Genomic DNA, 25,789 nt, shown 5'->3' on the forward strand with positions numbered 1-25,789 from the left:
TATGCCAGGTTCTCGGTTTCCTAAACCGTGCGTCGCAGGTTCGAATCCTGCCGGGGGCACAAATCGGCCTCTGATGCGATGAAGGAGCGGGGCCTCTGCTCCTCGTGGGTCCCCGGCGGATGCTGGGGTTGCTCGCGTTTCACGACGAAGGAGGCCCCTGATGGAAGGCTACGCGGGACGGCAGTTTGTGGGTATGGATCTGCATCGTCGCCGGTCGGTGCTGGTGCGGATGACGGCCGCGGGAGATGTGCTCGAGCGGGTCCGGATCGTCAACGATGTCGATCGGTTGGCGGCGGTGATCGCCCGGGCCGGGGTGAGCCCGGAGGTGGTGTTGGAGGCCACCTATGGCTGGTATTGGGCGGTGGATGCGCTGCGGGAACAGGGCGCGGCGGTGCATCTGGCGCATCCGTTGGGGGTGAAGGCGTTCGAGTACCGGCGGGTCAAGAACGACGAGCGGGATGCCGCCGACCTGGCGGACCTGTTGCGGATGGGACGGCTGCCCGAGGCGTGGATCGCGCCGCCGGCGACCCGGGAACTGCGAGAGCTGGTCCGGCACCGCCAGAAACTGGTCGGGCTGCGTTCACATTGCAAGGCCGAGGTGCACGCGATCCTGGCCAAATGTGGGGTGCAGGTCTCGATGAGCGACTGTTCGGTGTCGATGGCACCGCGCTGCTGGACCGGTTTGGACCTGGCGGCGCCCTATGCGGCCAGGATCGGGTCGCTGCGGCGAATCATGGACGGGCTCGACTTCGAGATCGACCACGTGGCCGCGATGGTGCGGGGCCGGCCGGCGGGCGACCCGGGGTATGTCGCGGTGCAGCAGATCCCCGGGATCGGGCCGACCCTGGCCGCGGTCCTGGTCGCCGAGATCGGCGACATCACCCGGTTCACCCGGCCCGAGCAGCTGACCTGCTGGGCCGGGCTGACACCAACCCACCACGAGTCCGACGCCCACGTCCACCGGGGCCGGATCACCAAGCAGGGATCCCGGCTGGTCCGGTGGGCGGTGGTCGAGTCGGTGCAGATCCTGCCCGCGACCACCATGGTGGGGCGGTTCCGCGACCGGGTCGCTGCCCGCCGCGGCCGCAACATCGGTGTCGTCGCCGCGGGGCCGCCGCCAACTCGAGTACGTCTTCTACGCGCTGCGCGACCACCACGTGCGCGCCTTGGACCGAGCCCTGGACAAGACCACCCACCAACCCGCGACCGTGGCATGAACCGTGGTCGCCGCGGACCGGTCGCCGCGGATCGTGCAGGTCAAGACCCCCACTCGTGGGTGGCGTGGTCGCTCCTCTGATTGATCCCGACCGACCGGCACACTGCGAACCCCATCACGCCGCTACCTGACCGCGGCGAAGGGATGACAGCAGCCATCCAGGCCTGCCACCACCGGGGACACCCAGGCCATGACGAGCGCTACGTCAACACCTCGCTGAACCCCCAGGGAGCGACCCCAGATCTCTTCTCCGCTGTCCAGATCGTGCGCCGACGGCGCCGGCGTCAAGGCCCTCCGGCCGCTCCGCGGTCGGGCTTCGCCCGAGCCCTGACCCCGACGCCCTATCTCGGCGCGCCCAAACCACACCGAAGAAGCAGGAAAACAACGGTCACACACCTCTTGACCGACCCCGCTCCTTCAGGGATGACCTGCGGAAACACCGCAGTCAGGGATCGATTCGGGCCTTCAGGCGGGTAGCAACTAAGAGGGTGGACACACAGTTTCGGGAGCGGTTCCCAGACCGATCCGGAGGACTGTTCCATGACTAGCGCTCCAAGCCGTGCGCCGCACCGGCCAGCGCGTGCCCTGCGCGCCGTACCCACCACACCCGGTCAGACCACCCGCGCCGAACAGCGCGACCTGTTCGCCGACATCCTGCGCGCCGAGCCGAGCAAGCGCGGCAAGCCGTACAGCGAGCGCACCATCGGTGCATACCTGGATGCCGTCGATTCTCTCGGTCGCTGGCTGACCGGTACCGGTCACCCTGATCGCTTCGACACCCTGACCGTTGCCGAGTTCAACAGCTACCTCAGCGACTACCTGAAGCGGCACACCCTCGGCGGCACCGTCACCAAGCAGGGCAACCTGCGCGTGTTCCTCAAGCACCTGACCGAGGAGTACGGGACCGAGAACATCTGGGATCACTCGAAGCGCAGCCGCTATGGGCGACAGGAGGAGCGGACACCAATCCTCGCGTCCGACCTGATCACCGCACTGCTGAAGTGACCAGCGGTAAGGCATTCGAGGACCGTCGCGACCATGCGCTGATCCGCGTAGTGCTTATCGCGCCGAGGCGGCAGGAGGTCGCCAGCATGCACGTGGAGCATCTGGACCTCACATCCGCTGTCCGGTCAGCTGCAGTGGTCGGACTCAAGGGCCGCCCCAGTCGCCGCATTCCGCTCGAGCCGCGACGTGCTGGCGCTCAAGCGTTGGCTGCAACAGCGGGCTAGCATCGTCGGGTTCAGTCTGCGGATGAGGGGCCTCTGTGGATCGCCGAGAAGACCGGCGCGGACCTGAAGGGCGATGGCATCTACCAGATGCTGCGTCGTCGCGCCGTACAAGCGGGCTACCCGCGCGAGGCCGTGCGACCGCACCTGTTCCGCCACACCTTCGCCCATGAGGCCAAGGCGGCAGGCATGTCCGATGAGCAGATCATGGCCATTGCTGGATGGAAGGACCCGTCAATGCTCCTCCGGTATGGCGCAACTCTGGCCGAGGAGCGCGCCCTGACAGCGTTCACCCAATCTGGGTTCGGCAACCGCTACTGATCGGCCACCAGCGCCGCGGCACCTCCCCAGTGGGTGCCGGGGCGCTGGCATGTCAGCCCCCGCGTCCACCGCCCGCCTGGCAGCCTCGCAGCCCCCAGACACCCGCGCCCACCTGCGGCCGGTCAGCACCCAGCGGAAGCGCCTCAGCCGCGATCTCCGCGCTACAGTCGGCATTGCCCGGACCGGGAAGGGGGAACCTCTAGCGCGAGCGGGCGACCTGCAACCCTCGGCCAGCATCGCGCGTACTCTGGCGATCGGGCCGAACCGGCACAGGTACGCGCGATCCGTTGCCCGCCAGGCGCAGGCCAACTCAGCGCCCAGACGGTCATGTGATGAACTCGATGCCGAGGCCCTCGGCGCGCTTCTTCCAGTCTTGGACGATCTTGCGCATGTGGCCGGGATGGCACCGGTTACCCAGTGCTTCACCGACCAGGTGTGCCCTGACCGGTTCGCCTGCTCGGGCGCGCCGCGCGCACTCGGCATAGACGAGATCTCGGAATGCGATGCGGCGGGGCGGCTGCGCAGCGGTCCTGTTCCGCAGCAGCCACCCACAACACCTATCCTCTGTTCGAAACTGCGTCAGCCGGTCCAGCAGTTGGTCAGCCAGATTGATGAGCCCGTCGAGTTCGTCTGCGGTGCTGTGTGGTCTCGTCATGGACACGAAGGTACGGCCGGACTGAACCGATCCCCGAGCGTTTCTCGCGGCGTGTCGCTTGCAATATCGCTAAGCGGGTATACGCTTACGCTCTTCTCTGGGCACCAGCCAGGCCTCGACCTCGGCCAGCTCGCCGAAGTCGGCGTCGCTGTCCTCGTCGTGGTCGTGGCAGTGGTAGGAACCATCCTGGTTTAGCGTGATCTTCATCCGCGAGGCTCCGAATGCACCGATGCTCCACATCGCCTCACCATCATTGACGATGTCAAAGTGCCACCCGGGGCGGTGGCCTAGCAGGTCACCCAGACCTTGCCAGTGCTTGGTGAAAGCCCACCCACCGCCGAAGGCTTCACAGGCGGTCAAGCACTCGAAATCAAATCCGACGTCGATGCGTACGGGCTCTTGGCGTTGCTCGTTCATGGCCGGCGAGGTCATCGCCGTACTCGCGGTGCCGTTCTGAGCATGCCTGGTTGGTCAAGCCGCACCAACCACTCGCGGTCACATCCGCGTCTTCCCCTCTGCTGTCTCGTGGGTCTCTCAGAGTCAAGACGGCCCGATCTAGAGTGACCTGGATACGCCTGAGGATGTCTATGTCGGTGCGGTGGGTCGGTTTTCCTGAACCGTGTGTGAGTCACCTGAGCCTCACACACCCTTTCCTGCCCCGATCCGCTCTGAGCGAGCTGACGAGACGATCTGAGGACCGGCCCACGCTCGCGGCGCGACGGAGGGACCAACTGCCGGCACGAATGCCGAAGCGCTCGGTCTCACACCTCAGCAACGTTACTTCCCGACGATGAGTACGCCGAGCACTCCCGCCACAACGCCGATCACCAGGGCTGCGCCCACCCCGTTTGTAACGTCTAGCTTGCCGATGGTCACGTAGTCACGCCAAGAGGAGCGGCGCAACGTCAGACGATTGGTGGTGGAAAGGCGACGAAGGTAGCGGCGCTTGCTGAGTCCGAACCCAGTCCAGTCCGCCGCAATCATTCCGATCAGCGCAGCGAGAACTCCCGCCAAACAAATGATGGTGTACCAAAGTGGTCCGGTGTAATCGAATTCAGGTGCCTTCGCGGGATCTACTGAGGGCAGTTCATGCGACCAAGCGCTGTACATAAGCCAGACAACGATCAGCATGCCCGCGGGCCACCAAAGGTAGAACCGACGGCCACGGATGCGGCTCTTCACAGTCCTTTTGAACCCAACTGCCGCATCCTGTGCATCGCCTGAGGTACTCCAGCGCCACCGGTCAGTTCCTCCCGAATCGAACCATAGGCGAGATCCATCGCCGTACGTAGCCTGAAGGACGAATCGGCGCGCGTCAGCCAAGACGAGCGCGAACTCGGTGGCGGAGCATTGACCCGTCCATTCGCGCTGCACCAGCCTGTTGTCCTCCTTCGAAGCGGTCAGGGTTAACTCGGCATCGCTAGTCGCGAGGCAGGCAAGAGCCTCGACGAAAGTCGGGTAACTGGCGCCCCCAAGTGGGAGCTTGATGTCAAAGCGATTTTCCTCACGATCCCAGCTCGGCGGCGTAGGAACCGCTTGTGGAACTGCACCCTGCGCACTACTCACTGTGGTCTCCCCCCACATGACAGAGGTACATTGTCTACCGAGCGTGTTCTTTCGTCTACAGCAACGCACCATCGACGGAGTTCAACTCGCGTGCCCAGCGCAATCGATAGGGCAAACGGGATACCTCGGGCGTCTAACGAGCCGCCTCGCAGCAGACGGTTCTTCAGCCTCAGATGTAGTGCCCAGAGTCGACTTAGTCCTGTGGCCTAAGTTCTACAACATCTCCGAGGCCTTCTGTCTCCTTGGCCAACGGGCCAAGGACTAGTGTTGGGCGTTTACCGCGAGCAGGCTCGACCAAGCCCGCGGCCACCAGGACAGCCATCGCACGGTGGGCTGTACTGGCCGCCACGCCGTACCTGGCTGCCAGCTTCGCCTCAGGGGGTAGCCGGTCGCCAGGCGAGAGGATGCCACTGTCGATTGCTCCTCGGAGGTCTGCTGCGATTCGTTGGTATGGCTGGACGTCGTCGTCAGTCGTGCTGGGAAGCGTCGGGGCCTTGAGAGGCTCGACCGCTCCGCTCAATGTCGGGCGCGGAGGTTTTCGACCTGTGATCGGTCCGGCGGCCCGTTGGTCGGCTTCTGACACTCTCGCTGTGTAGACCTTGAGTGTTGTCGTCCCGCCACCGCCGTGTCCCAGGCGAGCCGCGACTGTACCCAGCCTGTGGTTTGCATAAATCAGCTCGGTCGCGTTGTAGTGCCGCATGTTCTTGATCGACGTGTCGATTCCGAGCCGCTTCGCCAAACGGGCGTATCGCTTTGACACCAGTGTGAGGTCCTGGGGCCGACTGCCATCCGGAACCGCGGAGAACATATAGCCGGCGGAGTTGAAGTCCATGCTGACGACATCTGCGGGCTCTCGAGCGCGAGCTTCAGCTTCGTCGAGAACCGTGTCCGTTTCGGGATCGAGGACTAGCCCGCGCTGTTGATGGGTCTTGGTGTCTTTCTCCGCAAGCTTGCCGTCATCGTCGTAATAGAGCGCTCGCGCCACTCGAAGTATTGACGGTTCCCCCGGCTGTCGCTCACGGTCGGTCCAGCGCAGCGCGCACATTTCGCCGCGGCGGTTGCCGGTGGTGGTCTTCAACCACAAGAACGACCCCCAGTCTGGGTCCTCGTCCCATGCAGCGAGGATGAGCTTTGCAATCTCGTCCTGTGTGGGTGGCTGTGGGTTTGGGATGGGCAGACCTGGCTTGTCTGCCTGCTCGGCCGGGTTCACCGAGATCCATTTCCAAACGACGGCTCGGTCCAATGCACCACTCAGGATCCAGTGCATCTGTCGAATCGTAGACGCGCTCAAGCCCCTGCACTTGTGGGGCTTGCACATCCGCCGGCAACGACCACAGTTCTGGGGATTATTGCGCAGGCAACGGTCGTCTTCGTGCTCGTCGCACTGGTGCGGCCTGTCGGTCCGATGCTCGATGAACTTGCGTCCGCGGCTATGAGTGCGACATGTTCGGAGCATCGAGTAGAAGGAATCCAGCATCTCGATATCGAGGCGAGTCAGCTGCTGAGAGCCGAGGAGCGGCTTGATGTGGTTCTCGTACTTCGACTTGTAGCCGCGCAGGGTCTGGGTGTCGACGTCGATGACCTCGAAGTACTTGGCGATCAGTTGGTCGACCGATGCGCTGGTCTTCGGATTGCGCTTCTCGTCGACCTGATTGAGCAATCTCGTGCGTGCCTGATCGGCCAGCTTGGCCTGTCTTGGGCCAGCGGGGACCGCCTCAGTCAGATCGAGCCGACGCTTCGAGACTGGGTCGATACCCGCATACACACGGACCCGAAGGGCCCCTGACGGAAGCTCGTCGATCTGACGGAAGCTCGTCGATCTGTCCACGTTGGCGCTTTCGCCCTACCGGTCGACCGGTAGGGCGACCATAGCAGCACTCGCGTCACGAGGCGAGTCACGCCAGCCTCTGAGCCAGCGTTGAACGGAGCCGAAGATGGCCTCTGACCTGCAAGTTCGTACTGTGGGGCGGGTGGGACTCGAACCCACGACCCAGGGATTATGAGTCCCCTGCTCTAACCGGCTGAGCTACCGCCCCGGGCGGCGGTGCCGCGTGGTGATGGTATCGGAAACCAGGGGTGGGTCAGGGGGATGACTGACCGGATGGCTACCAGGGGTAGGCGATGATGGGGAGAGTAGGGCCTACTGAAGGGAAGTCCGATGGGCTGGTTCATTTTGCTGGTGCTCGTGGTGGGGGCGGTGGCGGCTTACAAGTTCCGGGTGCCGTTGATCGCGAAGCTGACGGGGCAGCCGCAGCACCGGATTCAGCGTGCGATCGACAAGCGCAAGGACAAGGGCCGCTGACAGGGATTTAGGGACGCTCCGTGGCTTTCGGGGTGCGCTGCGGTGCGCACCGGAGGCCGCGGGGGTCTCAGGACATGCGAAAGGCCGGTTCCTGGTGTGGAACCGGCCTTGTCTTGTTGCTCCCGCGACTGGACTCGAACCAGTAACCTGCCGGTTAACAGCCGGCTGCTCTGCCAATTGAGCTACGCGGGATCGAAGCACTTCCCGCCCTCGATCCCCGAGGACCTGAGTAGGTTAGCAGGCCCGGGACCAACTACAAAAACGGGATTGGGATCGCTTCCAGCTCAGATTCCGAACTCGTCGCGGACCGCTGCCAGGGCCGCCTCGGCGCGGTCGACGAGGCCGGGCTGGTCGGGCTCCAAGCCCTTGTCCAGAACGAAGTTCCAGGTGACGGCGGCGTCCGGTTCGGACGGGTTGCGGCGGCCGACGACCCGGACGCCCTTCTTGCCGACCAGGGGGACGTGGCGCTGGACCAAGACGCTCGCGTCGATCCGCTCGCGCAGGAGCTGCCCGAAGCGGCCGGGGTCGTCGACCTTCAGCTCGGTGGCGCGCAGCGGAGTACCGAAGGCGGTGGTCTCGTAGACACGGAGGATTGATTCCTCGGAGTCCCAGCCGGCCCGCTCGATCTTCTCCCAGCCGACGCGGCGTACTGCGCCCTCTGTCTCCGTCGGCAGGTACAGCGCGGCCCGGCTGCCGGCGACCCACTGGCCGTCGATCAGCTGTACTGCGGCCAGGATGTCCTCCTTGCCGCCCGGGGAATGCCTGGAGGCGATGGTGACCGCCTCGGTCAGCTCGCGCGGCCACGACGTACGACGAAGTCTCAGCACAGCGCCATGATCTCAGCCTGCTCCAAAGGTCAGGCGGCATAGTCCCGCAAACCGATCCGGCAGCGCCTTCGAAGCTCGCGCAGCGCCTCGGCCTCCAGCGCGCGAACCCGGTCGGGATCGAGGCGCAGGATCGCGGCGGTCTCGTCGACCGTGGCCGCGGCCAGGCCCGACAATCCGAAGCGCAGTCGCAGGATCGCCCGTTTGAGGTCGTCCAGGAACTCGAGCTGATAGTGCAGGTCGCGCCGCAAGGCGGCCCGCAGGACGATCCCGTCGTCATCGATCTGCTGGTCCGCCTCGTCGACGTCCAGCGTCTCTGGGCGCAGCTTCCAGGCACGGGCACGCTCCACCCGCGCGATGGTCAGGCACGCGCCGGCGGCGACCTCGGCGGTGGACGGCTCCCGCCCGAGCCGTTGGGTGAGCTCTCTCTGCACGACCGTCACCTGGCTAGCGTCGGTGTAGGCCTGGGCCGGCATCCGGACCAGCCGGGAGCGGTCCGAGATCGCCCGGCCGATCGCCTGCCGGATCCACCAGATCGCATAGGTGGAGAAGCGGTTGCCGAGCCTGTGGTCGAACCGCTCGACCGCACGCATCAGCCCGAGGTTGCCCTCCTGGATCAGGTCGAGCAGCGAGATCCCCTTCCCCGTGTACCGCTTGGCGAGCGAGACCACGAGCCGCAGGTTGCCCTCGATCATCCGCCGCCAGGCCTCGTCGCCCAGGGCAACCACCGCCGGAAGCTCGGGCTCCGCACGACCCGCCGCCACGTGCTCGGCCGCGAGCACGCCTGCCTCGATCCAGAACGACAGCTCGGCGACCTCCTCGACGGTCAGTAGTTCATGGCGCCCGATCTCGCGCAGGTACGCGACGAGCGCGTTCACGTCCGCCGGGTCGCAATCCAGTTCAGCCACGGCGATCTCCCCTCTCTCACCAGGGATCCTGCCGGGATTCGGCCGCTCAGAACGGGCGAATTGCCGACCGGTGGACAACTACGACAAGTAACCGCGCAGTAACAGAGAGCCTGTGGACAGGCTCAGGACGCCAGGAAGGCGCGAGGCTTATCCTGCGCTCGAGCTCATCAGATGGCGCCGGAGATGGCCTGTTCGCGGAGTTCGGCTCGGTAGCGTTCGAGGGCGATGAGTTCGCCGAACATGCGGTTGTAGTCGTCGGCTCGGTCGATCGGGTTGGTGCGCTGGAGCTTCGACTTGAGGTCGGCGATGCGGCGTAGGCAGGTGAGTTCCTGGAGGCGGGCCAGGTGGGCGCGGGCGTAGGTGTCGTCGGGGTCGCGGCCGAGGCGGATGGGGTCGACGGCGAGGGCGCTGACGACGGCCGCGGCCGGGTCGATCCCCATGGCCTCCCGTACTGCGACCACCCACGCCTCCCCCGGCGCCGCCTGCGACGGACCGCCGAGCTTCGCCATCGCGGACCGGACCGCCGCGAGCCACGGATGCGTGAAGTCCTGGTCATCCAGTTCGTCGAACGCCACACCCATCAGATGCGGGTGCTGCATCGCGATCTTCAGCACGTCCCACTCGATCACGAACCGCTGGTCCCGCGGCGACGGCAGGTCCACGCGAGGCGGCGGCGGAGCCTCCGACGTCACCTGCACAGGCCCACGATCCGGAGCAGGGGCAGGAGCGGCAGGACGAGAAGCAGCCCGGTGTACTTCGGTCCGCACCTGGTCCACCTCCATCCCCAGATGTCCGGCGAGTTCGCGCGTGAACGCGTCCACCTTCGACCGGTCCCGGATGCTCACCACGAGCCGGGCCGCGTCGCGCAGCGCGTCGATCCGGGTGTCGGCCCGATCCAGGTCGTACTTCGTCAGCACGTTGGACAGCACGAACCGATACAGCGGAACCCGTCGCCCGATCAACTCCCGTACCGCGGCGTCGCCCTTCTGCAGTCGCAGGTCGCACGGGTCGAGCCCGTCCGGTTCCACCGCCACATACGTCTGCGACGCGAACGCCTGGTCCCCCTCGAACGCCTTCAGCGCGGCTCGCTGCCCGGCAGCGTCCCCGTCGAAGGTGAAGATCACCTCGCCGCGGAACTGGTCGTGATCCAGCAGCAACTGCCGCAGCACCCGCGCGTGGTCGTCGCCGAACGACGTACCGCAGGTCGCGACAGCAGTCTGTACTCCGGCCAGGTGGCACGCCATCACATCCGTGTAGCCCTCGACGACGACCGCCTGCTTGCCCTTGGCGATCTCGCGGCGGGCCAGGTCCACGCCGTACAGGACCTTGGACTTCTTGTAGATCGCGGTCTCGCCGGTGTTCAGGTACTTCGCTTCGATCTTGTCGTCGTCGAACAGCCGGCGCGCGCCGAACCCGATCACGTCACCGCCGGCGTCGCGGATCGGCCACATCAGCCGGCCGCGGAACCGGTCGTACAGTCCGCGCTGCCCGTCCGCGCACAACCCGGAGGCGACGAGTTCGGTGTTGGTGAAGCCGCGGCCGCGCAGGTGCGCCACCAGCGCCTCACCGCCACGGGGCGAGAAGCCGACTCCGAAATGCGCAGCGGCGTCGCGGTCGAAGCCACGCTTGTCCAGGAACTGCCGGCCGAGCATCGCCTCGGGCGCGCCGAACAACTGCTCCGCGTAGTACTCCGCCGCGACCTTGTGGGCCTCGACCAGCCGTGGGCGCTGGTTGCTCTGCGACCGCTGGATCGGGGCGCCGGAGTCGTCGTACCGCAGCTGGATGCCGACCTTCGCGGCCAGCGTCTCGACCGCCTCGTGGAAGCTGATCTGATCGATCTTCTGGATGAAGTCGATCACGTCGCCGCCCTCTTGGCAGCCGAAGCAGTAGAAGAAGCCGCGGGCCGGGGTGACGTTGAAGGACGGCGACTTCTCGTCGTGGAACGGGCACAGCCCCTTCAGCGATCCGCCGCCGGCGTTCTTGAGCGTGACGTACGAGCCGACGATCTCGTCGATCCGGGCCCGCTCGCGGACCAGCGCGATGTCTTCTTCCTTGATCCGGCCTGCCACGCGGTGAGTCTACGGTCCAGCCGAAGCGAACGGGACCATCGGGCTTCCGCCCCGGACGCTAGACCTCGGACAGCTCCACCGAGGAATCGGCGAGCCGCGCGGGGTCAACAGTCTTCTTGGACCGGATGAGGTCCTGTACCGCGTCGATCGCGCCCCAGGTGTTCACGTGCATCCCCGCCAGCACCTGGTTGTCGTCGGACAACCAGAACGCTAGGTAGGCACCCGAGGCCGGATCACCTCGCAGTACTACGTGGTACGACATGCCGCGCGGTACGTCGCCCGCGTACTCCATGCCCAGGTCGTACTGATCGGTGAAGAAGTAGGGGATCGCGTCGTGCGCGACATCCTGACCGAGCATCGCCTTCGCGGCCGCGGCGCCACTGTCCTTCGCGTTCTGCCAGTGCTCCACCCGGATCGAGTGGCCGAGCAGCGGGTGGTCCCAGCGAACCACGTCGCCGGCCGCGTACACGCCCGGCACCGAGGTCTGCAGGTCCGGCCCGGTCACGATGCCCGAGCCGCTCTCACGGTCGGCGACGTCGATCCCGGCAGCCTCGGCGAGCTCGGTGTTCGGCTGGACGCCGACGCCGACGACCACCAGGTCCGCGGGCAGCACGTCACCGCCGGAGAGCCGGACGCCGGTCACCTTGTCATCGCCCTCGAACCCCTCGACGCCGGTGCCGAAGCGCAGGTCGACGCCGTGCTGTCGGTGCAGGTCCGCGTACAGCTCGCCGACCTGCTCCCCCATCACCGCGGCGAGCGCGGTCGACTGCGGCTCGACCACCGTCACCTCGCAGCCGCGTTCACGCGCCGCCGAGGCAGCCTCGAGGCCGATCCACCCGGCGCCGACGACGACCACGCGCGGCTTCGCGGCGTACGCGTCGGTCAGGGCCTGGGACTGCTGCGCGGTGCGGAGGTAATGGATGCCGGGGAGGTCAGCGCCCGGTACGTCGAGCTTGCGGACCCGGCTGCCGGTGGCGATCAGCAGCTTGTCGTACTCGACCTGCGAGCCGTCGGACAGCGTGACCGTCCGGGCGTTCGTGTCGATCGCGGTGGCTTCCACTCCGAGCCGCAGGTCGACGTTGTTCTCGTCGTACCAGGCCTGGTCGTGGACCTCTCCGACGTTGGGCTTGTCCTTCCCGAGCAGCACCCCCTTGGACAACGGCGGTCGCTCGTAGGGCAACTCGGTCTCGTTGCCGATCAGGACGATCTGTCCGTCCCAGCCCTCGCTCCGCAACGTTTCGGCGGCCTTCGCGCCTGCCAGGCTCGCTCCGATGATGACGATCCGCTCCGAGTCGCTCATGGTGAGAGATTAGTGCTTCAGGCCTCCGCGCGCAGGCCGACATAGGATCTCCGCTGAAGAGCAAAGGAGACTCGGATGCGGACGGGGGCGGCGCTGGAGGAGCGGATCATCGCGCTCATCCACGAGCGCGGGCTCGTTCCCGGCGCGGCGATGCCGACCGAGCCGCAGTTGACGGACCTGCTCGGCGCGAGCCGGAACAGCGTGCGGGAGGCGATCCGCGCTCTGCAGGCGCTCGGCATCGTGGACATCCGGCACGGGCACGGGACGTTCGTCGGGCAGGCCTCGCTCAGCGGGCTGAGCACCTCGCTGGCGTTCCGGGTCCGGTCCAGCGACAGCATCCGCGCCATCCGCGAACTGGTCGAGGTCCGCGAACTGCTGGAGATCGGGCTGATCGGCGAGGTCGCGAGCGGGCCGCCGGACGATGCCCGACTCGATGCGCTGGATGAGTTGGTCAGCGCGATGGCTGAAGACCTCGAAGCCGATCGCGCGTTCCACGCGCTGCTGTACGAGGACTGCGACAACGAGTTGGTCCTGCAGTTGATCGACTTGTTCTGGGACACGTACCACCAGGTCGAACACTTCCTTGGCGCGCCGGCCGACAAGAAGGACGTCGTCGCCAACCATCAGCGGATCGTCACCGCACTGAGAGAGCGCGACCCCGACGCAGCCCGCGAGGCGATGCGCCGGCACTTCCTCGACGTCCGGCTACGAATCGCGCGGGCCGACGAGTTGGGTGTGCCAGGCCTGGGCTGACGGATCGGTCAGCGAGGCGACCTGGTCGATGATGACGCGGCGGCGGGCGTCGTCGTCGGCCGCCTCCTTGAAGTCCGCGGCGAAGGCGGCGTCGAGGTGGTTCGGGGCCGAGGTGAACAGGGCCTCGACCAGTTCGGTCAGGAGTTCCCGCTGGACTGCTCGGCGAGCCTGTCTTTCAGGGGAGTTCAGGGCGTGGAACATGCCGATGCCCTTGAGCAGGCCGATCTCGGTACGGACGCCGTCCGGCACCACCAGGTCCGCTTCGTACCGGATCAACCGCGACCGGCCGAATCGCGCGTGCGTCGCCTGCTCCGCCGCGGTGACGAAACGGCCGATCAGCTGGCTGGTCAGGTCCTTCAACCCGCCGTGTGCGCGCCGGCTGTCGTCGAAGGCCACGGCCGGCCAGTACGGCAGGCTGGTCAGCCGCCGCCAGCTCTCGTCCAGCTCGGCATCGGTTGCCTCAGGCAAATAGAGCCGCCGGACCGTCTCCCAGTACTGCGCCCGCTCCGCGCCGACCCGGCGCAGGTCGATCTGGTGCGCCACGATCCCGTCCTCGACGTCGTGCACCGAGTAGGCCACGTCGTCGGCGAAGTCCATCACCTGCGCCTCGAGACACCGCCGGTACTGCGTACTCACCCCCGTCGCGTCCACCCCCTGGCGCAGCCACTCGAACACCGCGGCGTCATCGTCGTACGCGCCGAACTTGCGCTCTCCGGGACGGCGGAACCACGGGTACTTGGTGGCGGCGTCCAGGGTGGCGCGGCTGAGGTTGAGCCCGACGCTGCGCCCGGCCGGGTCGAACGTCTTCGACTCCAGCCGGGTCAGCAGCCGCAACGTCTGCGCGTTCCCCTCGAACCCGCCGATGTCCTGCGCGAGTTGATCCAGCGCCCGCTCGCCGTTGTGCCCGAACGGCGGATGACCGAGGTCGTGCGCCAGGCACGCAGCGTCCACGATGTCCGGGTCGCAGCCCAGTGTGCTGGCCAACTCCCGGCCGATCTGCGCGACCTCCAGGCTGTGGGTCAGCCGGTTCCGGACGAAGTCGTCGCTGCCGGCCGTGACCACCTGGGTCTTGGCCGCGAGCCGCCGAAGCGCGGCGCTGTGCAGCACCCGGGCACGGTCACGCGCGAAGGCGGTGCGGCCGGGCCGTTTGACCGGCTCCGCCACCCACCGCTCCGCGTCGTGCTCGTCATACCCCTCATGCTGCTTCCTCATCACCGCTCACATTAGCGGCGATCACCGACAGTTTTCCCCGGCGCAGAAGAACGTCAGCCCCAGCCGCCCTGGACCATGGACTGGAACTTCCAGTCGCCGTCGACCTTGAGGAGCAGGTCGCCGTAGCGGATGGGTTGGGTGTGGCCGCCGTACGTCATCGTGCCGTCGGTGACCACGAAGACCAGGCCGGCGGAGAGGAAGTGCGGGGTGCGAGTGGTCTCCATGGTCACGTCACCGCCGCCGCCCATCACCTGCGCCATCTGCGCGACGTAGCCGGCCCGGTCGTACTGTGCGGCCGAGGCGTTGCCCTTGCCGTCGTCGGTCACCTCGTTGAGCGGGAAGACGGCCTGGTCGGCCATCCCCTCGTAGTCCCGCGCCGCCGCGAGCGCGTCGAATCGCACGAACCAGGCGTGGACACTCGCCACCTCCGCCTCGCTCGGCACGAATCCCGCCGGGCCCGGAATGCTCTGCGCCTCGGTCAAAACCAACTCCTTCATCACGTCGAACCAGGAAATTCGTACAGTGTACCCAGTTTGGGCCTGGAGGCAAACCTCGGGCCGAAAGGAAAGCTCAGGCGGTGCAGTAGCGGAGCCAGACGATGCCGCCCTCGAAGACCTCGGTGTTGGCGAGTCTCAAGTCGAAGCGGCCGTCGAAGGCGCCATGCCAACGAGGGCCGGCACCGACGACAACCGGATGGACAAGCAGGCTGAGCTCGTCGATCAACCCCAGCGACAGCAGTACTCCGACCAGCGTCCCGCCGCTGTCGACGCGAACCACCTGGGCGCCTCTGCGATGGAGAAGTTCGAGCGCTTCGGCGAGGTCCACCTGCTCGTAGCCGGCCACCAACTCCCCGGTGGTGCTGTCAGGTGCGCGCGCGGGCGTCTGGTCGGAGTACAGACCGATGACGTCGGACCAGTAGCCGAGGTCGCGCAGGTCCTCCAGATTGTGGACGCGGTGGCGACTGTCGACGACTGCGAGCAGCGGGCCGGCCGCACGAGGACCGGGGCGATCGGCGGTCCGCACGGCGCTTTCCTGGGCCAGGATCGTGTCGGCTCCGACCAGCGTCACGTCTTCCTGCCACAGCGTCGCCATCGCGTAGAAGCGCGCTTGATCGGCCTCGAACCCGGTCGTCGCACCGTCGATCGAGACCGCTAGATGAGCCACCACATGAGGTCGCATAGCTCGAACGTAGAACCCGGCACCGACAGAAAATCTTGCAGAGGACCCTTTGCAGAGGCTTCTCTGCAGAATACGATGAGGGCATGGACCGACCGATGCGACGGATCGACGCGCGCAGCCTGCGCGGTCTCGCCCATCCCCTGCGGATGCGGATCCTGGAGGCGCTGGAGCTGGACGGATCCGCGACGTCGACCGGGCTGTCCGCGCGCCTGGGCGAGAGCACCGGCACGATCAGTTGGCATCTGCGGTTACTCGCGGAGCACGGCTATATCGAGGAGGAAGTCGAGCGCGGGACCAAGCGCGAGCGCTGGTGGCGGGTGCCGCAGGGGCGGACCGAGTTGAATCCAGCCGACTTCCGCGATGACCCGGAGACCAGCGGCGCGCTGAAGGTCTATCTGCAGCAACTCGTCCAGCAGTACTTCGAACGGGTGCAGGACTACGTCGCCGAGGACTGGCCGGGTGAGTGGCAGCATGCGGCCGAGTTGTCCGACTGGCGCGATCTGAGGCTGACGCCGGCGGGGCTGATCGCTCTGAACGACGAACTGAAGGCCGTGATCGAGCGGCACGTCGAGGAGAACAAGACGCTGACTGAAGGCGGGGAGCAGCAAGCAATGCCCGTGGTGGTGCAGGTGCAGTCGTTCCCTCGGATGCCGGGATGAGTCTTCTGGTGCGGCACCGCGACTTCCGGTGGTTGTGGGTCGGCGAGACGGTCAGCCGGTTCGGGAGCGCGGTGTCGACGGTCGCGTTGCCGTTGATCGCGGTTTCGGTGCTGCAGGCAACGACGTTCGAAGTGGGGTTGCTGAGCGCGGCGGCATGGTTGCCTTGGCTGCTGATCGGGTTGCCGGTCGGCGCCTGGGTCGATCGGCTCCCCCGGCGTCCGATCATGCAGCTCGCGACGGCGGGATCACTGCTGTCGTTCGGCTCTATTCCGCTCGCGGATCAGCTGGGACTGCTGACGATCGAGCTGCTGCTGGCGATCGCAGTACTGACCGGGACGGCGGCCGTGTTCTTCCAGACCGCCTACACCGCCTATCTTCCCGAGCTGCTGGAGCCGGCCGATCAGGCCGAGGGAAACGCCAAGCTGCATGGCAGCGCGTCGGCGGCGCAGATCGCGGGTGTCGGTTGTGGCGGGCTGATCGTGCAGGCGATCGGAGCCGTCGACGGCATGCTCGTGGACACCTCGACCTTCCTGATCGCACTCCTTTGCCTGACCGCGATCCGCCACCGCGAGCCGCGAGCCACCTCCGACCGGAAACCAGCCCTCGTTGGCGAAGTCATCGCGGGCCTGCGCCTTGTCGCGGGTGATGTCTGGCTGCGCACGATCACCATCTTCGGCGGCGTCTCCAACCTCGGCCTGATGGGCTACCAGTCGATCATCGTGGTCTTCCTGGTCCGCGAAGTCGGCCTGACACCTGGCGTCGTCGGCGCCCTCATCGCGATCGCCAGCAGTGGCGGAGTCGCGGGCGCCTTCGCAGCCCGTCGCGTCGCGAACAGAGTCGGTACTGCGCGCGCCATGCTCCTGTTCGAACTGGTCCTCCCGACCCTGGCCCTGCTGATTCCTCTCACCACTGGCGGCGGGCTCGCCTTCTACCTGGTCGGCGCCTTCAGCATCGGAGTCGGAGTGGTCGCCGGCAACACGATCAAGGCGACCTTCCACCAGTCCTACTGCCCGCCCGAACTCCGCGGCCGCCTTGCCGCCAGCTCCGCGTTCCTGAACTACGGCACGATCCCCCTCGGCGCCCTGCTCGGCGGCACCCTCGGAGAAGCCCTAGGACTCCGTACTGCGCTGTGGATCACGACCGCGGGTGTCCCCCTGGCCGGCCTGATCCTGCTCTTCTCGCCCATCAGGCGCCAGCGCGACCTCCCCGATCACCAGGGCAGCGCAGTACCGGCGGCGGCGGCTTCGAGCCGGGCGCGGATCGACTGACGAGCTCGCTCGTACACGGTGTCGTCGTTGTCGCGCAGCAGCGACGCCATGTTCGCCGAGTCGTAGAAGGCGTTCAGCTCGAAGGCGAGTTGGCCCGGGTCGGCCTCGAGTTCGCCGCGTTCGATCGCCTCGGAGATGGTCTGCTCGACCAGTTGCATCCACTCCTGGTTCACCTCGGCCAGGTAGTCGTGCACCGGGCCGCGGCGAGCGCCGTACTCGTGGGACGCCTTCGCGAAGAAGCAGCCGCCGGGGAAGACGCGGCGGCGGGAGTACTCCAGCCAGCTCTCGCTCATGGCCCAGACCCGCCCGAGGCCGGGCTCGACGGCGAACGCGGGCTGCACGACGGCGTCGGCATAGATCCGCCGGGCCGCGCGGATCGTCGCCAGTTGCAGCTCTTCCTTCGACCCGAAGTGCGCGAACACTCCGCTCTTGCTGACGTCGAGCTCCTTGGCGAGCCGGCCGATCGACAGCCCTTCCAGGCCGTCCACCGAGGCGATGTCGACCGCCTTCCGCAGTACCAACCGCCGGGTCTGGTCGCCCCGGACCAGCCGTCCGTCGACTCGCGTCTCCATCGCCACCTCCGCTCCGGTCAGGCCAGGTCCAGCACCGCATCTTAGTTGGGTTGACGCCGCCGGTCCGGCAAACTAATAATACGATCGTTCGTACAGTTTATCGACAGCAGGAACGGATCCTCATGAGCTCAGTGCTGAGTGACCTCGATCCCCGCGCCCTCGACCGAGCGGCGACGGCGTTGTGCCTGGACGCCGTCGCCGCGGTCCGACCGGACCAACTCGATCTGCCGACGCCGTGTTCGGAGTGGAACCTGGGCGAGTTGGTGGCGCATCTGGTCGCGGAGAACCGCGGCTTCGCGGCGAACTCCGCGGGCGTGGTGGACCGGACCGCCTGGCGACCGGGCCCGCCGGACGAGATCACGCTGGCGAAGTTCCCGGCGTCCGTGGCGAGGGTCGGCGCCGCCTTCGCGGGGTACGACGTACTGGATCGGCCGGTCGAGGTGCGCGAGTTCGGGGTGTTCCCGGGGCGGGTCGCGGTGGCTATGCACTTCCTCGACTATCTGGTGCACGCGTGGGACGTGGCGCGCTCGATCGGACGGCCCGATCCGATTCCGGACGACCTGGCCGAGGCGGCGTTGCGGATGAGTCCGCTGTTTCCCGCCGATCGACCCGCGGGCGGGGCGTTCGCGGCCGTCGTACAGGTTCCGCACGACGCGCGGCCGAGTGAGCGGCTGCTCGGGCTGACCGGACGCGACCCCGAATGGAGCGCACGATGAACCTCAAGATGCTGAACCTGCTTCCGTCGAGCATCGCGGGGCGGATCGCGTTCGAGTTGTGGCAGCGGCCGTTCAAGCGCGGCCAGGTGCGCGACACCGAACGCAAGATCCACGAGGCCGCCAAGGTCGAGATCGTCGACGGGGTCGTCACCTACGCGTGGGGCGACGGCAGGCGGCCTGTTCTGCTCGTCCACGGCTGGCGTTCGCGCGCTTCGCGCTTCCACGCCTTCATCACGCGGTTGCTCGACCTCGGCTACAGCCCGATCTCGTACGACGCGCCCGGGCACGGCGACTCCCCCGGTCCGGTCGCCTCGATCCTCGGCCACCAGCGCATCATCCAGGGCCTCGAGCAACGGCACGGCCCGTTCGAAGGCGTGATCGCGCACTCTCTCGGCGTCCCGTTCGCCCTGTACTCCGTCCGCGAGGGCGTCGCGGCCGGCCGGGTGGTCGCGATCAGCGGGCTCGCGGAGTTCGACTACCTGGTCAACGCGTTCTGCCGCGCACTCGGGCTCGGCGCGAAGGTGAACCGGGCTTTGCGGCGGTCGATCGAGCGCGGCTATTTCGGCGGCGACGACCAGATCTGGACGAAGTACTCCGTGTCGGCCGGTGAGGTCGACCTGCTGGTGATCCACAACGACGAGGACGACGTGGTGGATCCCACCCAGGCGCCGGTGCTGCTGGCGGCGTACGGGCCGCGGGCGCACTTCCTGCAGACGTACGGCCTCGGTCACCGCCGGATCATGATCGATCCGGCGGTGATCACCGAGGCCGTGGCCTTCCTGCAAGAAGGAGACAGGCTGCGGGAAGGAGACAGGCTGCGGGACTCAGATGTCGCGGAACGTCTCGATCTGGGCGCCTAGCGAGTTGAGCCGGGCGGCCAGTTCCTCGTAGCCGCGGTTGATCACGTACACGCTGCGCAGCACCGAGGTGCCCTTGGCCGCCATCATCGCGATCAGCGTGACCACCGCCGGGCGGAGCGCCGGCGGGCACATGATCTCGGCGCCGGAGAAGTGCGTCGGGCCCTCGACCATCACCCGGTGCGGGTCGAGCAGCTTGACCCGGCCGCCGAGCTTGTTCAGGTCGGTCAGGTAGATCGCGCGGTTCTCGTAGACCCAGTCGTGGATCAGCGTCTGCCCGGTCGCGGTCGCCGCGATCACCGCGAAGAACGGCAGGTTGTCGATGTTCAGACCCGGGAACGGCATCGGGTGGATCTTGTCGATCGGCGCGTGCAGGGTGGACGGCCGGGTGGTCAGGTCGACCAGCCGGGTCCGGCCGTTCTCGGCCAGGTACTCGTCGCTGCGGCTGTAGTCGAGGCCCATCTCCTCCAGCAGCGCCAGTTCGATCTCCAGGAACTCGATCGGCGCCCGCCGGATGGTGATCTCCGAACTCGTCACGATGGCCGCGGTGAGCAGGCTCATCGCCTCGATCGGATCCTCGGACGGCGCGTAGTCGACGTCCACGTCGATCTCGGCCTGACCGTGCACGGTCAGCGTGGTGCTGCCGACGCCGTCGATCCGGACGCCGAGCAACTCGAGGTAGAAGCACAGGTCCTGGACCATGTAGTTCGAGCTCGCGTTGCGGATCACGCTGACGCCGTTGTGCCGGGCGGCGGCCATGATCGCGTTCTCGGTCACCGTGTCGCCGCGCTCGGTCAGCACGATCGGCTTGCCCGGCGTGATCGCCCGGTTGACCAGCGCGTGGTACTCCCCCGCGGTCGCCTTGATCTCCAGACCGAACGGGCGCAGCGCCGACATGTGCGGCTCGACCGTCCGGGTGCCGAGGTCGCAGCCACCGGCGTACGGCAGCGCGAAGGTGTCCTCGCGGTGCAGCAGCGGGCCGAGGAACATGATGATGCTGCGGGTCCGGCGGGCCGCCTCGGCGTCCATCGCGGCGAGGTCGAGGTGCGCCGGCGGGACGATCTCCAGGTCGCCGGCGTCGTTCAGCCAGGTGGTCTTGACGCCGATCGAGTTCAGTACTTCGAGCAGCCGGTTGACCTCTTCGATCCGGGCGACCTTGCGCAGCGTGGTCCGGCCCTTGTTGAGCAGGCTGGCGCACAGCAGCGCGACCCCGGCGTTCTTGCTGGACTTCACGTCGATCGATCCGGACAGCTGCCGTCCACCGGCCACACGAAGGTGGACCGGGCCGCCACCGAGAGAGACAATCTCAGAGTCGAGTGCTTCGCCGATCCGGGCGAGCATCTCGAGAGTGAGGTTCTGATGGCCCTTTTCGATCCGGTTCACCGCACTCTGACTGGTGGCCAGCACGTCGGCGAGCTGGGTCTGCGTCCAGCCGCGGTGCTTGCGGGCGTCCCGGATGAGGTTGCCGATCCGGCTCAGGTAGTCAACAGTCATGCGCCGGACCTTATCTCACATGTGAGATATCCCTGCATCGACCCGCCGCTCAGAGCGTAGCCGATGTCACGCCGCACCGACCGGCTGCCCCGGCCGACACTCAAGCCCCTTACAGTAGGCGCACCCCGCCGCCGCCCGGAGAGGACCATCTGATGCCCGACGACGTCAACACCTCCGGGGTGGTGACCGAGTTCGAGGCGGAGTCCTGGCCGTTGGAAGCGGCCGCCGAAGGCCTGCACCAGGTCATCGACGGCTTCCAGAACGGCGACACCCGGCCGCTCGTCATCGGTGACGGCGACCAGCCCGTCCTGGTGGTGCTGGCGATCGCCGACCTGGCCGACTTCCGCGCCCGGATCGCCGAACTGCTCGGCAATCCGGTGGATGCGGGCTGGCTGCGCTATTACCTGCGCTCCACCTTCGACATGAGCTCCGAGACGCTGGTCGAGCAGCTCGGGGTGGACGCCGACCACGGGTTGTCCTCGCTGGCGAGCCAGGTGAATGTCGAGCAGGCCGCGGCGCTGCTCCCCGACCACCTGCGCCGGACCGAGGCCGGCGGCAACCCGCTGATGCTGATCGGCGACGGAATGCTGGCGACGGCGGCGCTGATCGCGTTCCCGGCCTTCTCGGTGCTGCTCGCGATGGAGAACGAGGGCAAGACCGACGACGACTCCTGCGTGCACGACGAGGAGGAGAAGCCGACCACGCCGCTGGAGGTGCTGGCCGAGCGGCTCGGGCCGATCTCGACCCAACTGGTCGCGCAGATCAACGCCGGCCGCGAGCCCGGGCTGCCGAAGTACGACCTGCATTTCGAGGACGAACTGGTCGAGCACCTGCGGGATCTGGAGAAGCGCGCCCAGGCGGCCCCCGGCGGTGGCGCGTTCGCCGAGCTGAGCGACCTGCTGCACTCGTTCGACCAGATGCGCAGCGGTGAACTCGGCGAGGACGGGGAAGAGGAGCCGGCCGAGGCGCCGTACATCGAGGTGACGGATCTGCCGGCCGCGCTCGGCGAGGTACGGGACGCGTTCCGGGCCGGCACGGACGACCCCTACCTGATCGGCATCGACGGGAGCCCGCTGGCCGGGCTGATCTCCTTCGACCTCTACGAGATGCTGCAGCAGGTGTCGGTCGACCTGGGCGGCACGGACGAGGCGCCGGTGTTGCCACTGCCGGCGCCGCGCTGGGAGGACGGACCGGCACCGGTGTCCTTCGACGCGGCGGTCGCGGTGTGCGGCGCGGTCGTCGAGGACATCTCGAACGGCGAGGTGTCGATGATCTTCGTCAACGACGAGGTGGACGAGCCCGAGATGGTGCTCGCTCCGCTCGTCTGGCTGTGGGCCTACGTCGACCACCTGGACTTCGAGACCAGCGAGGCCTAGAGCCGGTCAGGCCGGCTGCACCGGGAACAACGGCTGCCACTCCTGCAGCGACGCGATCTCGTAGACGTCGGCCGGGGTGTAGGGGTCGTTCGCGAGGATCTCCCGTACCTCGGCCTCGTCAGCGACGTCGTAGATCAGCAGCGCGCCGGTCTGGTCGGCGTACGGACCGGCGGCCAGGAGCTTGCCCGCCTGGTGCAGTCGGGTGAGGTACTCGCGGTGCGCCGGCCGGACCTGCATGCGGCCGTCGGGGTCGGTGAACCGGAGTTGGAGCGCGAAAAGGGCCATGACCGCAACTGTATAAGCTGCCCGGCCAGGGCCCCCGCGACAGGAATTTGGTGCGGGAAGGGAGTCACGAGCCGCCACAGCGGCTGGTTCAGGTCGGACCCGAAAGTCGACGAGTGATCGCCCTTCCCGCTCGGTTATTTTGACCACCGAATCACTCGGATGCAAGAGGCTGGTTAAGGCGATTTGCTGCAGTCAGTTCTGTCAGGTAACGCTTGGTGATCGCGCCACCCTCGGCCTCGATGCGAGCGCCGATACAGTCGTACAGTCCGTCACGGGCCTCCGTTGTCAAGGCTCGATGTCCTGAGTACGACGAGATCAGATCGAGGTACTCCGAGGTCGTGTAGGTCTGTTCCCACTCGTACCGGCGGAAGATCACCGGCCCGAACAGCCCGCTCTCGTCGATCTCGGCGGAGTCCTTCGGGATCGCGTCGGCCGGGCGCAGGCCGACCTCGTCCGCGTCGTCGGTGAACCGCCGATAGCAGTCCTGGACGTCGAGCCAGTACTGCGCACTGCCGCCGGCGATGTGGTGCGTGGAGACGATGGCGAGCAGACCGCCCGGGCGGAGCGCGTCGGCCGACTTCGGCACCCGGACCTCCGGGTCGATCCAGTGGAAGGCCGTCGCCGAGACAACCAGGTCGAACCGCTCAGCGGGAAGCGGCCAGTTCTCGAAGTCCGCGATGATCACCTCGAGCTCCGGCAGCTTCTGCCGCGCCACCCGGCCGAGCTCCGGGCTCAGCTCGACCGCCTTGACCGACCAGCCGCGCTTGATCATCGGCGCGGTCGCCTGCCCGGTCCCACACCCGATCTCCAGCACCCGCGGGCGCCGTGGATTCCCCAGCAACTCGGACAGGTCGTCGTACAGGCGAGGTGGGTACGTCGGCCGGACCCGGTCGTACAGCTCCGCGTCCTCCCCGAACGTCTTGCGCAGTCGCTCCCGGCTCATTGCGGCAGGCTAGCGCCCTCCGGGCGAAGAAGGTGACGAATCTGTGGAGGACTCGGAGTCGTTGAGTCGCTGTGTAGGCCTCGCCGCGAAGCGACAGCCCGAGGGCGACCGCGCCGGTGGTGCTGATGCGGACCTCGCCGCTCTCCTGGGAGCCGTCGGCAGCGGTGAGCGTGGTGCGGAGGGTGGTGAGGTCGCGCCAGATGTTGCGGGAGCGCTGTGTCTTGGTGCCCGCCAGCGACCACTTCGTGCCGCTGGACGCGGTGAGGGTGAGGTCGTAGCGCATCGCCACGTTCTGGTTGTCGGGGAAGAGTGCAAGGGTGCCGGCCACTGTCGCCGACGCGCCATGAACGGTCGCCTCGCCGGTGACCTCGAGCTTGTGATTCTCATCCGCCGCGAACGCCTTCCATCCCGGTAGACGGACCTGCAGCTTCAGATCGAGGTCGTCGCCGGTCATCCGCTCGCTGAAGTGCACGCCGAAGCCGGCGGTATCGCGCTGTGCCCGGGCCATCGCCGCCATCGCCGCGTCCTCCGGAGCCGCCGTCTTCACCACGTACTGCGTTTCCGGCGCGCGCCAGGTCTCGTCGCCGAGGATTCCTCGCACGGCGTGCTCGACCATCCGCTCGGCCATCGCCAGGATCGTGCCGGACGGGTTGGTCCCGGTCGCGCCGGGCACGGCGGCGCCGTCCACGACGTACAGGCCGGGGTAGTTGTGCACCTGGCCGTACTCGTCGATCACGCCGTCCGGGCCCATCGGAGTACCGCCGAGGTTGTGGACGGTGACGGCCCTGCGGAAGAACCGCCAGGTCGGGGCGACCACACCGCGGCCGGTCAACTGCTTCGCCATGGCCCGCGAGGCGCGGCTCTGGGCGCGGTACAGGTCGCGGTTCGCCAGGTTGTCCCACTCGACGGCTGCCTCGTCTTTGTGGTCGAGCACGAGCCGGCCGTCCGAGGTGTCGCGGCCCATCAGCAGCAGGGTCATCATGTTCCGGTCCTTGGGGCGGCGGAACGGGGTGAGCCCGTCGACGAGCATGCCGAGGCGCTCCGGGTAGCTGCCGTCCTGCACCTGGAACCAGACCTTCCGCCCGTCCACCTCACAGTCGACGATGCTCGTGGTGGTGATCGTCGGCCCGTGCCCGGGATCGAGATCCGCCTTCGGCTTCCGCACGAACGCGAGGAAGTCGCCGTTCCCGGAGAATCCCTCCCCCAGCCGATCCGACAGCTCGGGCAAGCTGGTCTTCTTCGCCTTCAACAGCAACTCAGTCGTGCCGACCGCCCCGGCGGCGAGAAAGACCCGTGCTGCGTGGATGGTGCGGAGCCGTCCCCCCGCCGCAAGATCGCCCTTGGCGCGAATGTCGCTTTCCCTTGAGCGGTCGACGTAGGAGACCCCGTAGCCGTCAATCGTTTGCTGGATGGCTACTACCTCGCAGTCCGTGCGGGACTCGGCGCCGTGCTGCTCGGCGACGGACAGGTAGTTGTAGTCGAGGCTGTTCTTCGCGCCGCGGTTGCAGCCGAGGACGCATTCGCCGACGAACGTGCAGGCGCGCTGCTCGGTGCCGTGCCGGTTGACGATCGGCTGGTCGGTGTCACCGAACCGCACGGCCAGTTGCGGCCGGACGACGCCGGCCGGGCGGCCCATCCGCTCCCCCGCCCGGTCCATCAACTCGGTCCGCTTCGGCAACCTCCCGGTCCGCGGATCGGTCGGCAACTGCCGTACTTCGAGCATGTGCGCGGCCAGGTCGAAGTACGGATCGAGCGTGTCGCGCCGGTAGCCCGCCGGCCAGTGGTCCTCGAAGACCTGCGCCGGCGGCCGGGCGAAGACGTTCGCGTAGACGAGCGAACCACCTCCCCACCCGGCCCCCTGGACGCTGATCATCCGGTCGAGCCAGCGCACGTCGTACAGGCCGCGGCCCGAACTCCACAGCCAGCCGTCGCGCAGGCTCTGACCGCGCGGGAAGTCGCCGGCCCGCCACCGCCGCCCGCGCTCCAGCACGACCACCCGCTGCCCGGCCTGAGCCAACCGGGCCGCCGCGACGGCGCCACCGAACCCGCTTCCGACCACCACGACGTCAGCCTTGTTATCCATAGTCA

The 25,789-nt window shown here is 67.4% G+C and carries 25 protein-coding genes, 2 tRNA genes and 1 pseudogene; 10 read left to right on the forward strand and 18 right to left on the reverse strand.

All coding sequences use genetic code 11. The annotated features are described in order from the left end of the window. The first annotated feature begins 193 nt into the window (after positions 1-193). The 3 genes from ABD255_RS29355 to ABD255_RS29365 all read left to right on the forward strand — a co-directional run bounded on the left by ABD255_RS29355 (position 194) and on the right by ABD255_RS29365 (position 2,763). Complete coding sequence (locus tag ABD255_RS29355) at positions 194-1,297, forward strand: IS110 family RNA-guided transposase (protein ID WP_344219679.1); 1,104 nt, start codon at positions 194-196, stop codon at positions 1,295-1,297. A gap of 459 nt (positions 1,298-1,756) precedes the next feature. Further along, the gene (locus ABD255_RS29360) at positions 1,757-2,221 is read left to right on the forward strand and encodes a phage integrase N-terminal SAM-like domain-containing protein (protein WP_344219681.1); all 465 of its coding nucleotides are present in this window, start codon (positions 1,757-1,759) and stop codon (positions 2,219-2,221) included. Between the two features lie 263 nt (positions 2,222-2,484). Continuing rightward, positions 2,485-2,763 carry a tyrosine-type recombinase/integrase gene (locus tag ABD255_RS29365; protein WP_425554574.1) on the forward strand — a complete coding sequence of 93 codons (279 nt, stop codon included), beginning with the start codon at positions 2,485-2,487 and terminating at the stop codon, positions 2,761-2,763. 325 nt (positions 2,764-3,088) lie between these two features. Here ABD255_RS29365 and ABD255_RS29370 read toward each other — a convergent pair whose 3' ends face one another. The 5 genes from ABD255_RS29370 to ABD255_RS29390 form a co-directional block, all read right to left on the reverse strand. Then, positions 3,089-3,418 (reverse strand): hypothetical protein, encoded by a 330-nt coding sequence (locus tag ABD255_RS29370; RefSeq protein ID WP_344219683.1) that lies wholly within the window; start codon positions 3,416-3,418, stop codon positions 3,089-3,091. Positions 3,419-3,487: 69 nt separating this feature from the next. Continuing rightward, complete coding sequence (locus ABD255_RS29375) at positions 3,488-3,835, reverse strand: hypothetical protein (protein ID WP_344219685.1); 348 nt, start codon at positions 3,833-3,835, stop codon at positions 3,488-3,490. Between the two features lie 360 nt (positions 3,836-4,195). Then, positions 4,196-4,984, reverse strand: coding sequence for a hypothetical protein (locus ABD255_RS29380; RefSeq protein ID WP_344219687.1), 789 nt, complete (start codon positions 4,982-4,984; stop codon positions 4,196-4,198). A gap of 193 nt (positions 4,985-5,177) precedes the next feature. Continuing rightward, on the reverse strand, positions 5,178-6,812 hold the full coding sequence (locus ABD255_RS29385; RefSeq protein ID WP_344219689.1) for a GntR family transcriptional regulator: 1,635 nt from the start codon (positions 6,810-6,812) through the stop codon (positions 5,178-5,180). Positions 6,813-6,946: 134 nt separating this feature from the next. Further along, positions 6,947-7,020: transfer RNA gene (locus ABD255_RS29390), tRNA-Ile, on the reverse strand. A gap of 122 nt (positions 7,021-7,142) precedes the next feature. On the opposite strand from ABD255_RS29390, the gene ABD255_RS29395 reads away from it, so the two are divergent. Continuing rightward, on the forward strand, positions 7,143-7,286 hold the full coding sequence (locus tag ABD255_RS29395; RefSeq protein WP_344219691.1) for a hypothetical protein: 144 nt from the start codon (positions 7,143-7,145) through the stop codon (positions 7,284-7,286). A gap of 119 nt (positions 7,287-7,405) precedes the next feature. Here the strand turns inward: ABD255_RS29395 and ABD255_RS29400 are convergent. The 5 genes from ABD255_RS29400 to ABD255_RS29420 form a co-directional block, all read right to left on the reverse strand. Then, positions 7,406-7,478 (reverse strand) — tRNA-Asn (locus ABD255_RS29400). A 92-nt stretch (positions 7,479-7,570) separates the two neighbouring features. Continuing rightward, a complete protein-coding gene (locus ABD255_RS29405) occupies positions 7,571-8,113 on the reverse strand; it encodes a hypothetical protein (RefSeq protein WP_344219693.1) in 543 nt (180 codons plus the stop codon). A gap of 29 nt (positions 8,114-8,142) precedes the next feature. Then, positions 8,143-9,018, reverse strand: a complete 876-nt coding sequence (locus tag ABD255_RS29410) for a sigma-70 family RNA polymerase sigma factor (protein ID WP_344219695.1) — start codon at positions 9,016-9,018, stop codon at positions 8,143-8,145. A gap of 167 nt (positions 9,019-9,185) precedes the next feature. Next, positions 9,186-11,087 (reverse strand): DNA primase, encoded by a 1,902-nt coding sequence (gene dnaG, locus ABD255_RS29415; protein WP_344219697.1) that lies wholly within the window; start codon positions 11,085-11,087, stop codon positions 9,186-9,188. A gap of 58 nt (positions 11,088-11,145) precedes the next feature. Then, on the reverse strand, positions 11,146-12,387 hold the full coding sequence (locus ABD255_RS29420) for an NAD(P)/FAD-dependent oxidoreductase (protein ID WP_344219699.1): 1,242 nt from the start codon (positions 12,385-12,387) through the stop codon (positions 11,146-11,148). Between the two features lie 75 nt (positions 12,388-12,462). Here ABD255_RS29420 and ABD255_RS29425 point away from each other — a divergent pair, with 75 nt between their 5' ends. After that, entirely contained in the window at positions 12,463-13,140 is a 678-nt protein-coding gene (locus tag ABD255_RS29425; protein ID WP_344219701.1) for a FadR/GntR family transcriptional regulator, read from the forward strand. Here ABD255_RS29425 and ABD255_RS29430 read toward each other — a convergent pair. From ABD255_RS29430 to ABD255_RS29440, 3 genes are all read right to left on the reverse strand, one after another. Then, entirely contained in the window at positions 13,093-14,352 is a 1,260-nt protein-coding gene (locus tag ABD255_RS29430; RefSeq protein WP_344219703.1) for a deoxyguanosinetriphosphate triphosphohydrolase, read from the reverse strand. The two genes, ABD255_RS29425 and ABD255_RS29430, sit on opposite strands and share 48 nt — an antisense overlap. A 53-nt stretch (positions 14,353-14,405) precedes the next feature. Next, positions 14,406-14,849 (reverse strand): nuclear transport factor 2 family protein, encoded by a 444-nt coding sequence (locus tag ABD255_RS29435; protein WP_344219705.1) that lies wholly within the window; start codon positions 14,847-14,849, stop codon positions 14,406-14,408. Between the two features lie 73 nt (positions 14,850-14,922). Then, a complete protein-coding gene (locus ABD255_RS29440; RefSeq protein ID WP_344219707.1) occupies positions 14,923-15,531 on the reverse strand; it encodes a dihydrofolate reductase family protein in 609 nt (202 codons plus the stop codon). Between the two features lie 83 nt (positions 15,532-15,614). Here ABD255_RS29440 and ABD255_RS29445 point away from each other — a divergent pair, with 83 nt between their 5' ends. Next, the gene (locus ABD255_RS29445) at positions 15,615-16,190 is read left to right on the forward strand and encodes an ArsR/SmtB family transcription factor (RefSeq protein WP_344219709.1); all 576 of its coding nucleotides are present in this window, start codon (positions 15,615-15,617) and stop codon (positions 16,188-16,190) included. Beyond that, on the forward strand, positions 16,187-17,458 hold the full coding sequence (locus ABD255_RS29450; protein ID WP_344219711.1) for an MFS transporter: 1,272 nt from the start codon (positions 16,187-16,189) through the stop codon (positions 17,456-17,458). Before ABD255_RS29445 ends, ABD255_RS29450 begins: the two co-directional genes overlap by 4 nt. Here ABD255_RS29450 and ABD255_RS29455 read toward each other — a convergent pair. Next, a complete protein-coding gene (locus ABD255_RS29455; protein ID WP_344219713.1) occupies positions 17,401-18,030 on the reverse strand; it encodes a TetR/AcrR family transcriptional regulator in 630 nt (209 codons plus the stop codon). The two genes, ABD255_RS29450 and ABD255_RS29455, sit on opposite strands and share 58 nt — an antisense overlap. A 122-nt stretch (positions 18,031-18,152) precedes the next feature. On the opposite strand from ABD255_RS29455, the gene ABD255_RS29460 reads away from it, so the two are divergent. After that, entirely contained in the window at positions 18,153-18,746 is a 594-nt protein-coding gene (locus ABD255_RS29460) for a TIGR03086 family metal-binding protein (RefSeq protein ID WP_344219715.1), read from the forward strand. Continuing rightward, positions 18,743-19,606 carry an alpha/beta hydrolase gene (locus tag ABD255_RS29465; protein WP_344219717.1) on the forward strand — a complete coding sequence of 288 codons (864 nt, stop codon included), beginning with the start codon at positions 18,743-18,745 and terminating at the stop codon, positions 19,604-19,606. The genes ABD255_RS29460 and ABD255_RS29465 overlap by 4 nt, the downstream gene beginning before the upstream one ends. Here ABD255_RS29465 and ABD255_RS29470 read toward each other — a convergent pair. Then, the gene (locus ABD255_RS29470) at positions 19,571-21,097 is read right to left on the reverse strand and encodes a helix-turn-helix domain-containing protein (RefSeq protein ID WP_344219719.1); all 1,527 of its coding nucleotides are present in this window, start codon (positions 21,095-21,097) and stop codon (positions 19,571-19,573) included. The two genes, ABD255_RS29465 and ABD255_RS29470, sit on opposite strands and share 36 nt — an antisense overlap. Before the next feature lie 152 nt (positions 21,098-21,249). On the opposite strand from ABD255_RS29470, the gene ABD255_RS29475 reads away from it, so the two are divergent. Continuing rightward, positions 21,250-22,473: a hypothetical protein gene (locus ABD255_RS29475; RefSeq protein WP_344219721.1), complete on the forward strand. Its 1,224-nt coding sequence runs from the start codon at positions 21,250-21,252 to the stop codon at positions 22,471-22,473. A gap of 6 nt (positions 22,474-22,479) precedes the next feature. Here ABD255_RS29475 and ABD255_RS29480 read toward each other — a convergent pair whose 3' ends face one another. From ABD255_RS29480 to ABD255_RS29490, 3 genes and pseudogenes are all read right to left on the reverse strand, one after another. Further along, positions 22,480-22,758, reverse strand: a complete 279-nt coding sequence (locus tag ABD255_RS29480) for a YciI family protein (protein ID WP_344219723.1) — start codon at positions 22,756-22,758, stop codon at positions 22,480-22,482. Positions 22,759-22,909: 151 nt separating this feature from the next. After that, positions 22,910-23,701 carry a class I SAM-dependent methyltransferase gene (locus tag ABD255_RS29485; RefSeq protein ID WP_344219725.1) on the reverse strand — a complete coding sequence of 264 codons (792 nt, stop codon included), beginning with the start codon at positions 23,699-23,701 and terminating at the stop codon, positions 22,910-22,912. 634 nt (positions 23,702-24,335) lie between these two features. Then, positions 24,336-25,784: pseudogene (locus tag ABD255_RS29490) on the reverse strand (GMC oxidoreductase); the annotation flags it as partial. Positions 25,785-25,789: the final 5 nt, after the last annotated feature.

The sequence above is a fragment of the Kribbella sancticallisti genome, assembly GCF_039530625.1.
GTDB lineage: Bacteria > Actinomycetota > Actinomycetes > Propionibacteriales > Kribbellaceae > Kribbella > Kribbella sancticallisti.

Bases quoted from the DNA above. Each gene is read 5' to 3' on its own strand.
- ABD255_RS29395 (WP_344219691.1), top strand. From the start codon at position 7,143: ATGGGCTGGTTCATTTTGCTGGTGCTCGTGGTGGGGGCGGTGGCGGCT.
- ABD255_RS29460 (WP_344219715.1), top strand. From the start codon at position 18,153: ATGAGCTCAGTGCTGAGTGACCTCGATCCCCGCGCCCTCGACCGAGCG.
- ABD255_RS29440 (WP_344219707.1), bottom strand. From the start codon at position 15,531: ATGCGACCTCATGTGGTGGCTCATCTAGCGGTCTCGATCGACGGTGCG.
- ABD255_RS29355 (WP_344219679.1), top strand. From the start codon at position 194: ATGGATCTGCATCGTCGCCGGTCGGTGCTGGTGCGGATGACGGCCGCG.
- ABD255_RS29450 (WP_344219711.1), top strand. From the start codon at position 16,187: ATGAGTCTTCTGGTGCGGCACCGCGACTTCCGGTGGTTGTGGGTCGGC.
- ABD255_RS29375 (WP_344219685.1), bottom strand. From the start codon at position 3,835: ATGAACGAGCAACGCCAAGAGCCCGTACGCATCGACGTCGGATTTGAT.
- ABD255_RS29420 (WP_344219699.1), bottom strand. From the start codon at position 12,387: ATGAGCGACTCGGAGCGGATCGTCATCATCGGAGCGAGCCTGGCAGGC.
- ABD255_RS29455 (WP_344219713.1), bottom strand. From the start codon at position 18,030: ATGGAGACGCGAGTCGACGGACGGCTGGTCCGGGGCGACCAGACCCGG.
- ABD255_RS29475 (WP_344219721.1), top strand. From the start codon at position 21,250: ATGCCCGACGACGTCAACACCTCCGGGGTGGTGACCGAGTTCGAGGCG.
- ABD255_RS29430 (WP_344219703.1), bottom strand. From the start codon at position 14,352: ATGAGGAAGCAGCATGAGGGGTATGACGAGCACGACGCGGAGCGGTGG.
- ABD255_RS29465 (WP_344219717.1), top strand. From the start codon at position 18,743: ATGAACCTCAAGATGCTGAACCTGCTTCCGTCGAGCATCGCGGGGCGG.
- ABD255_RS29370 (WP_344219683.1), bottom strand. From the start codon at position 3,418: ATGACGAGACCACACAGCACCGCAGACGAACTCGACGGGCTCATCAAT.
- ABD255_RS29480 (WP_344219723.1), bottom strand. From the start codon at position 22,758: ATGGCCCTTTTCGCGCTCCAACTCCGGTTCACCGACCCCGACGGCCGC.
- ABD255_RS29435 (WP_344219705.1), bottom strand. From the start codon at position 14,849: ATGAAGGAGTTGGTTTTGACCGAGGCGCAGAGCATTCCGGGCCCGGCG.
- ABD255_RS29485 (WP_344219725.1), bottom strand. From the start codon at position 23,701: ATGAGCCGGGAGCGACTGCGCAAGACGTTCGGGGAGGACGCGGAGCTG.
- ABD255_RS29445 (WP_344219709.1), top strand. From the start codon at position 15,615: ATGGACCGACCGATGCGACGGATCGACGCGCGCAGCCTGCGCGGTCTC.
- ABD255_RS29470 (WP_344219719.1), bottom strand. From the start codon at position 21,097: ATGACTGTTGACTACCTGAGCCGGATCGGCAACCTCATCCGGGACGCC.
- ABD255_RS29425 (WP_344219701.1), top strand. From the start codon at position 12,463: ATGCGGACGGGGGCGGCGCTGGAGGAGCGGATCATCGCGCTCATCCAC.
- ABD255_RS29360 (WP_344219681.1), top strand. From the start codon at position 1,757: ATGACTAGCGCTCCAAGCCGTGCGCCGCACCGGCCAGCGCGTGCCCTG.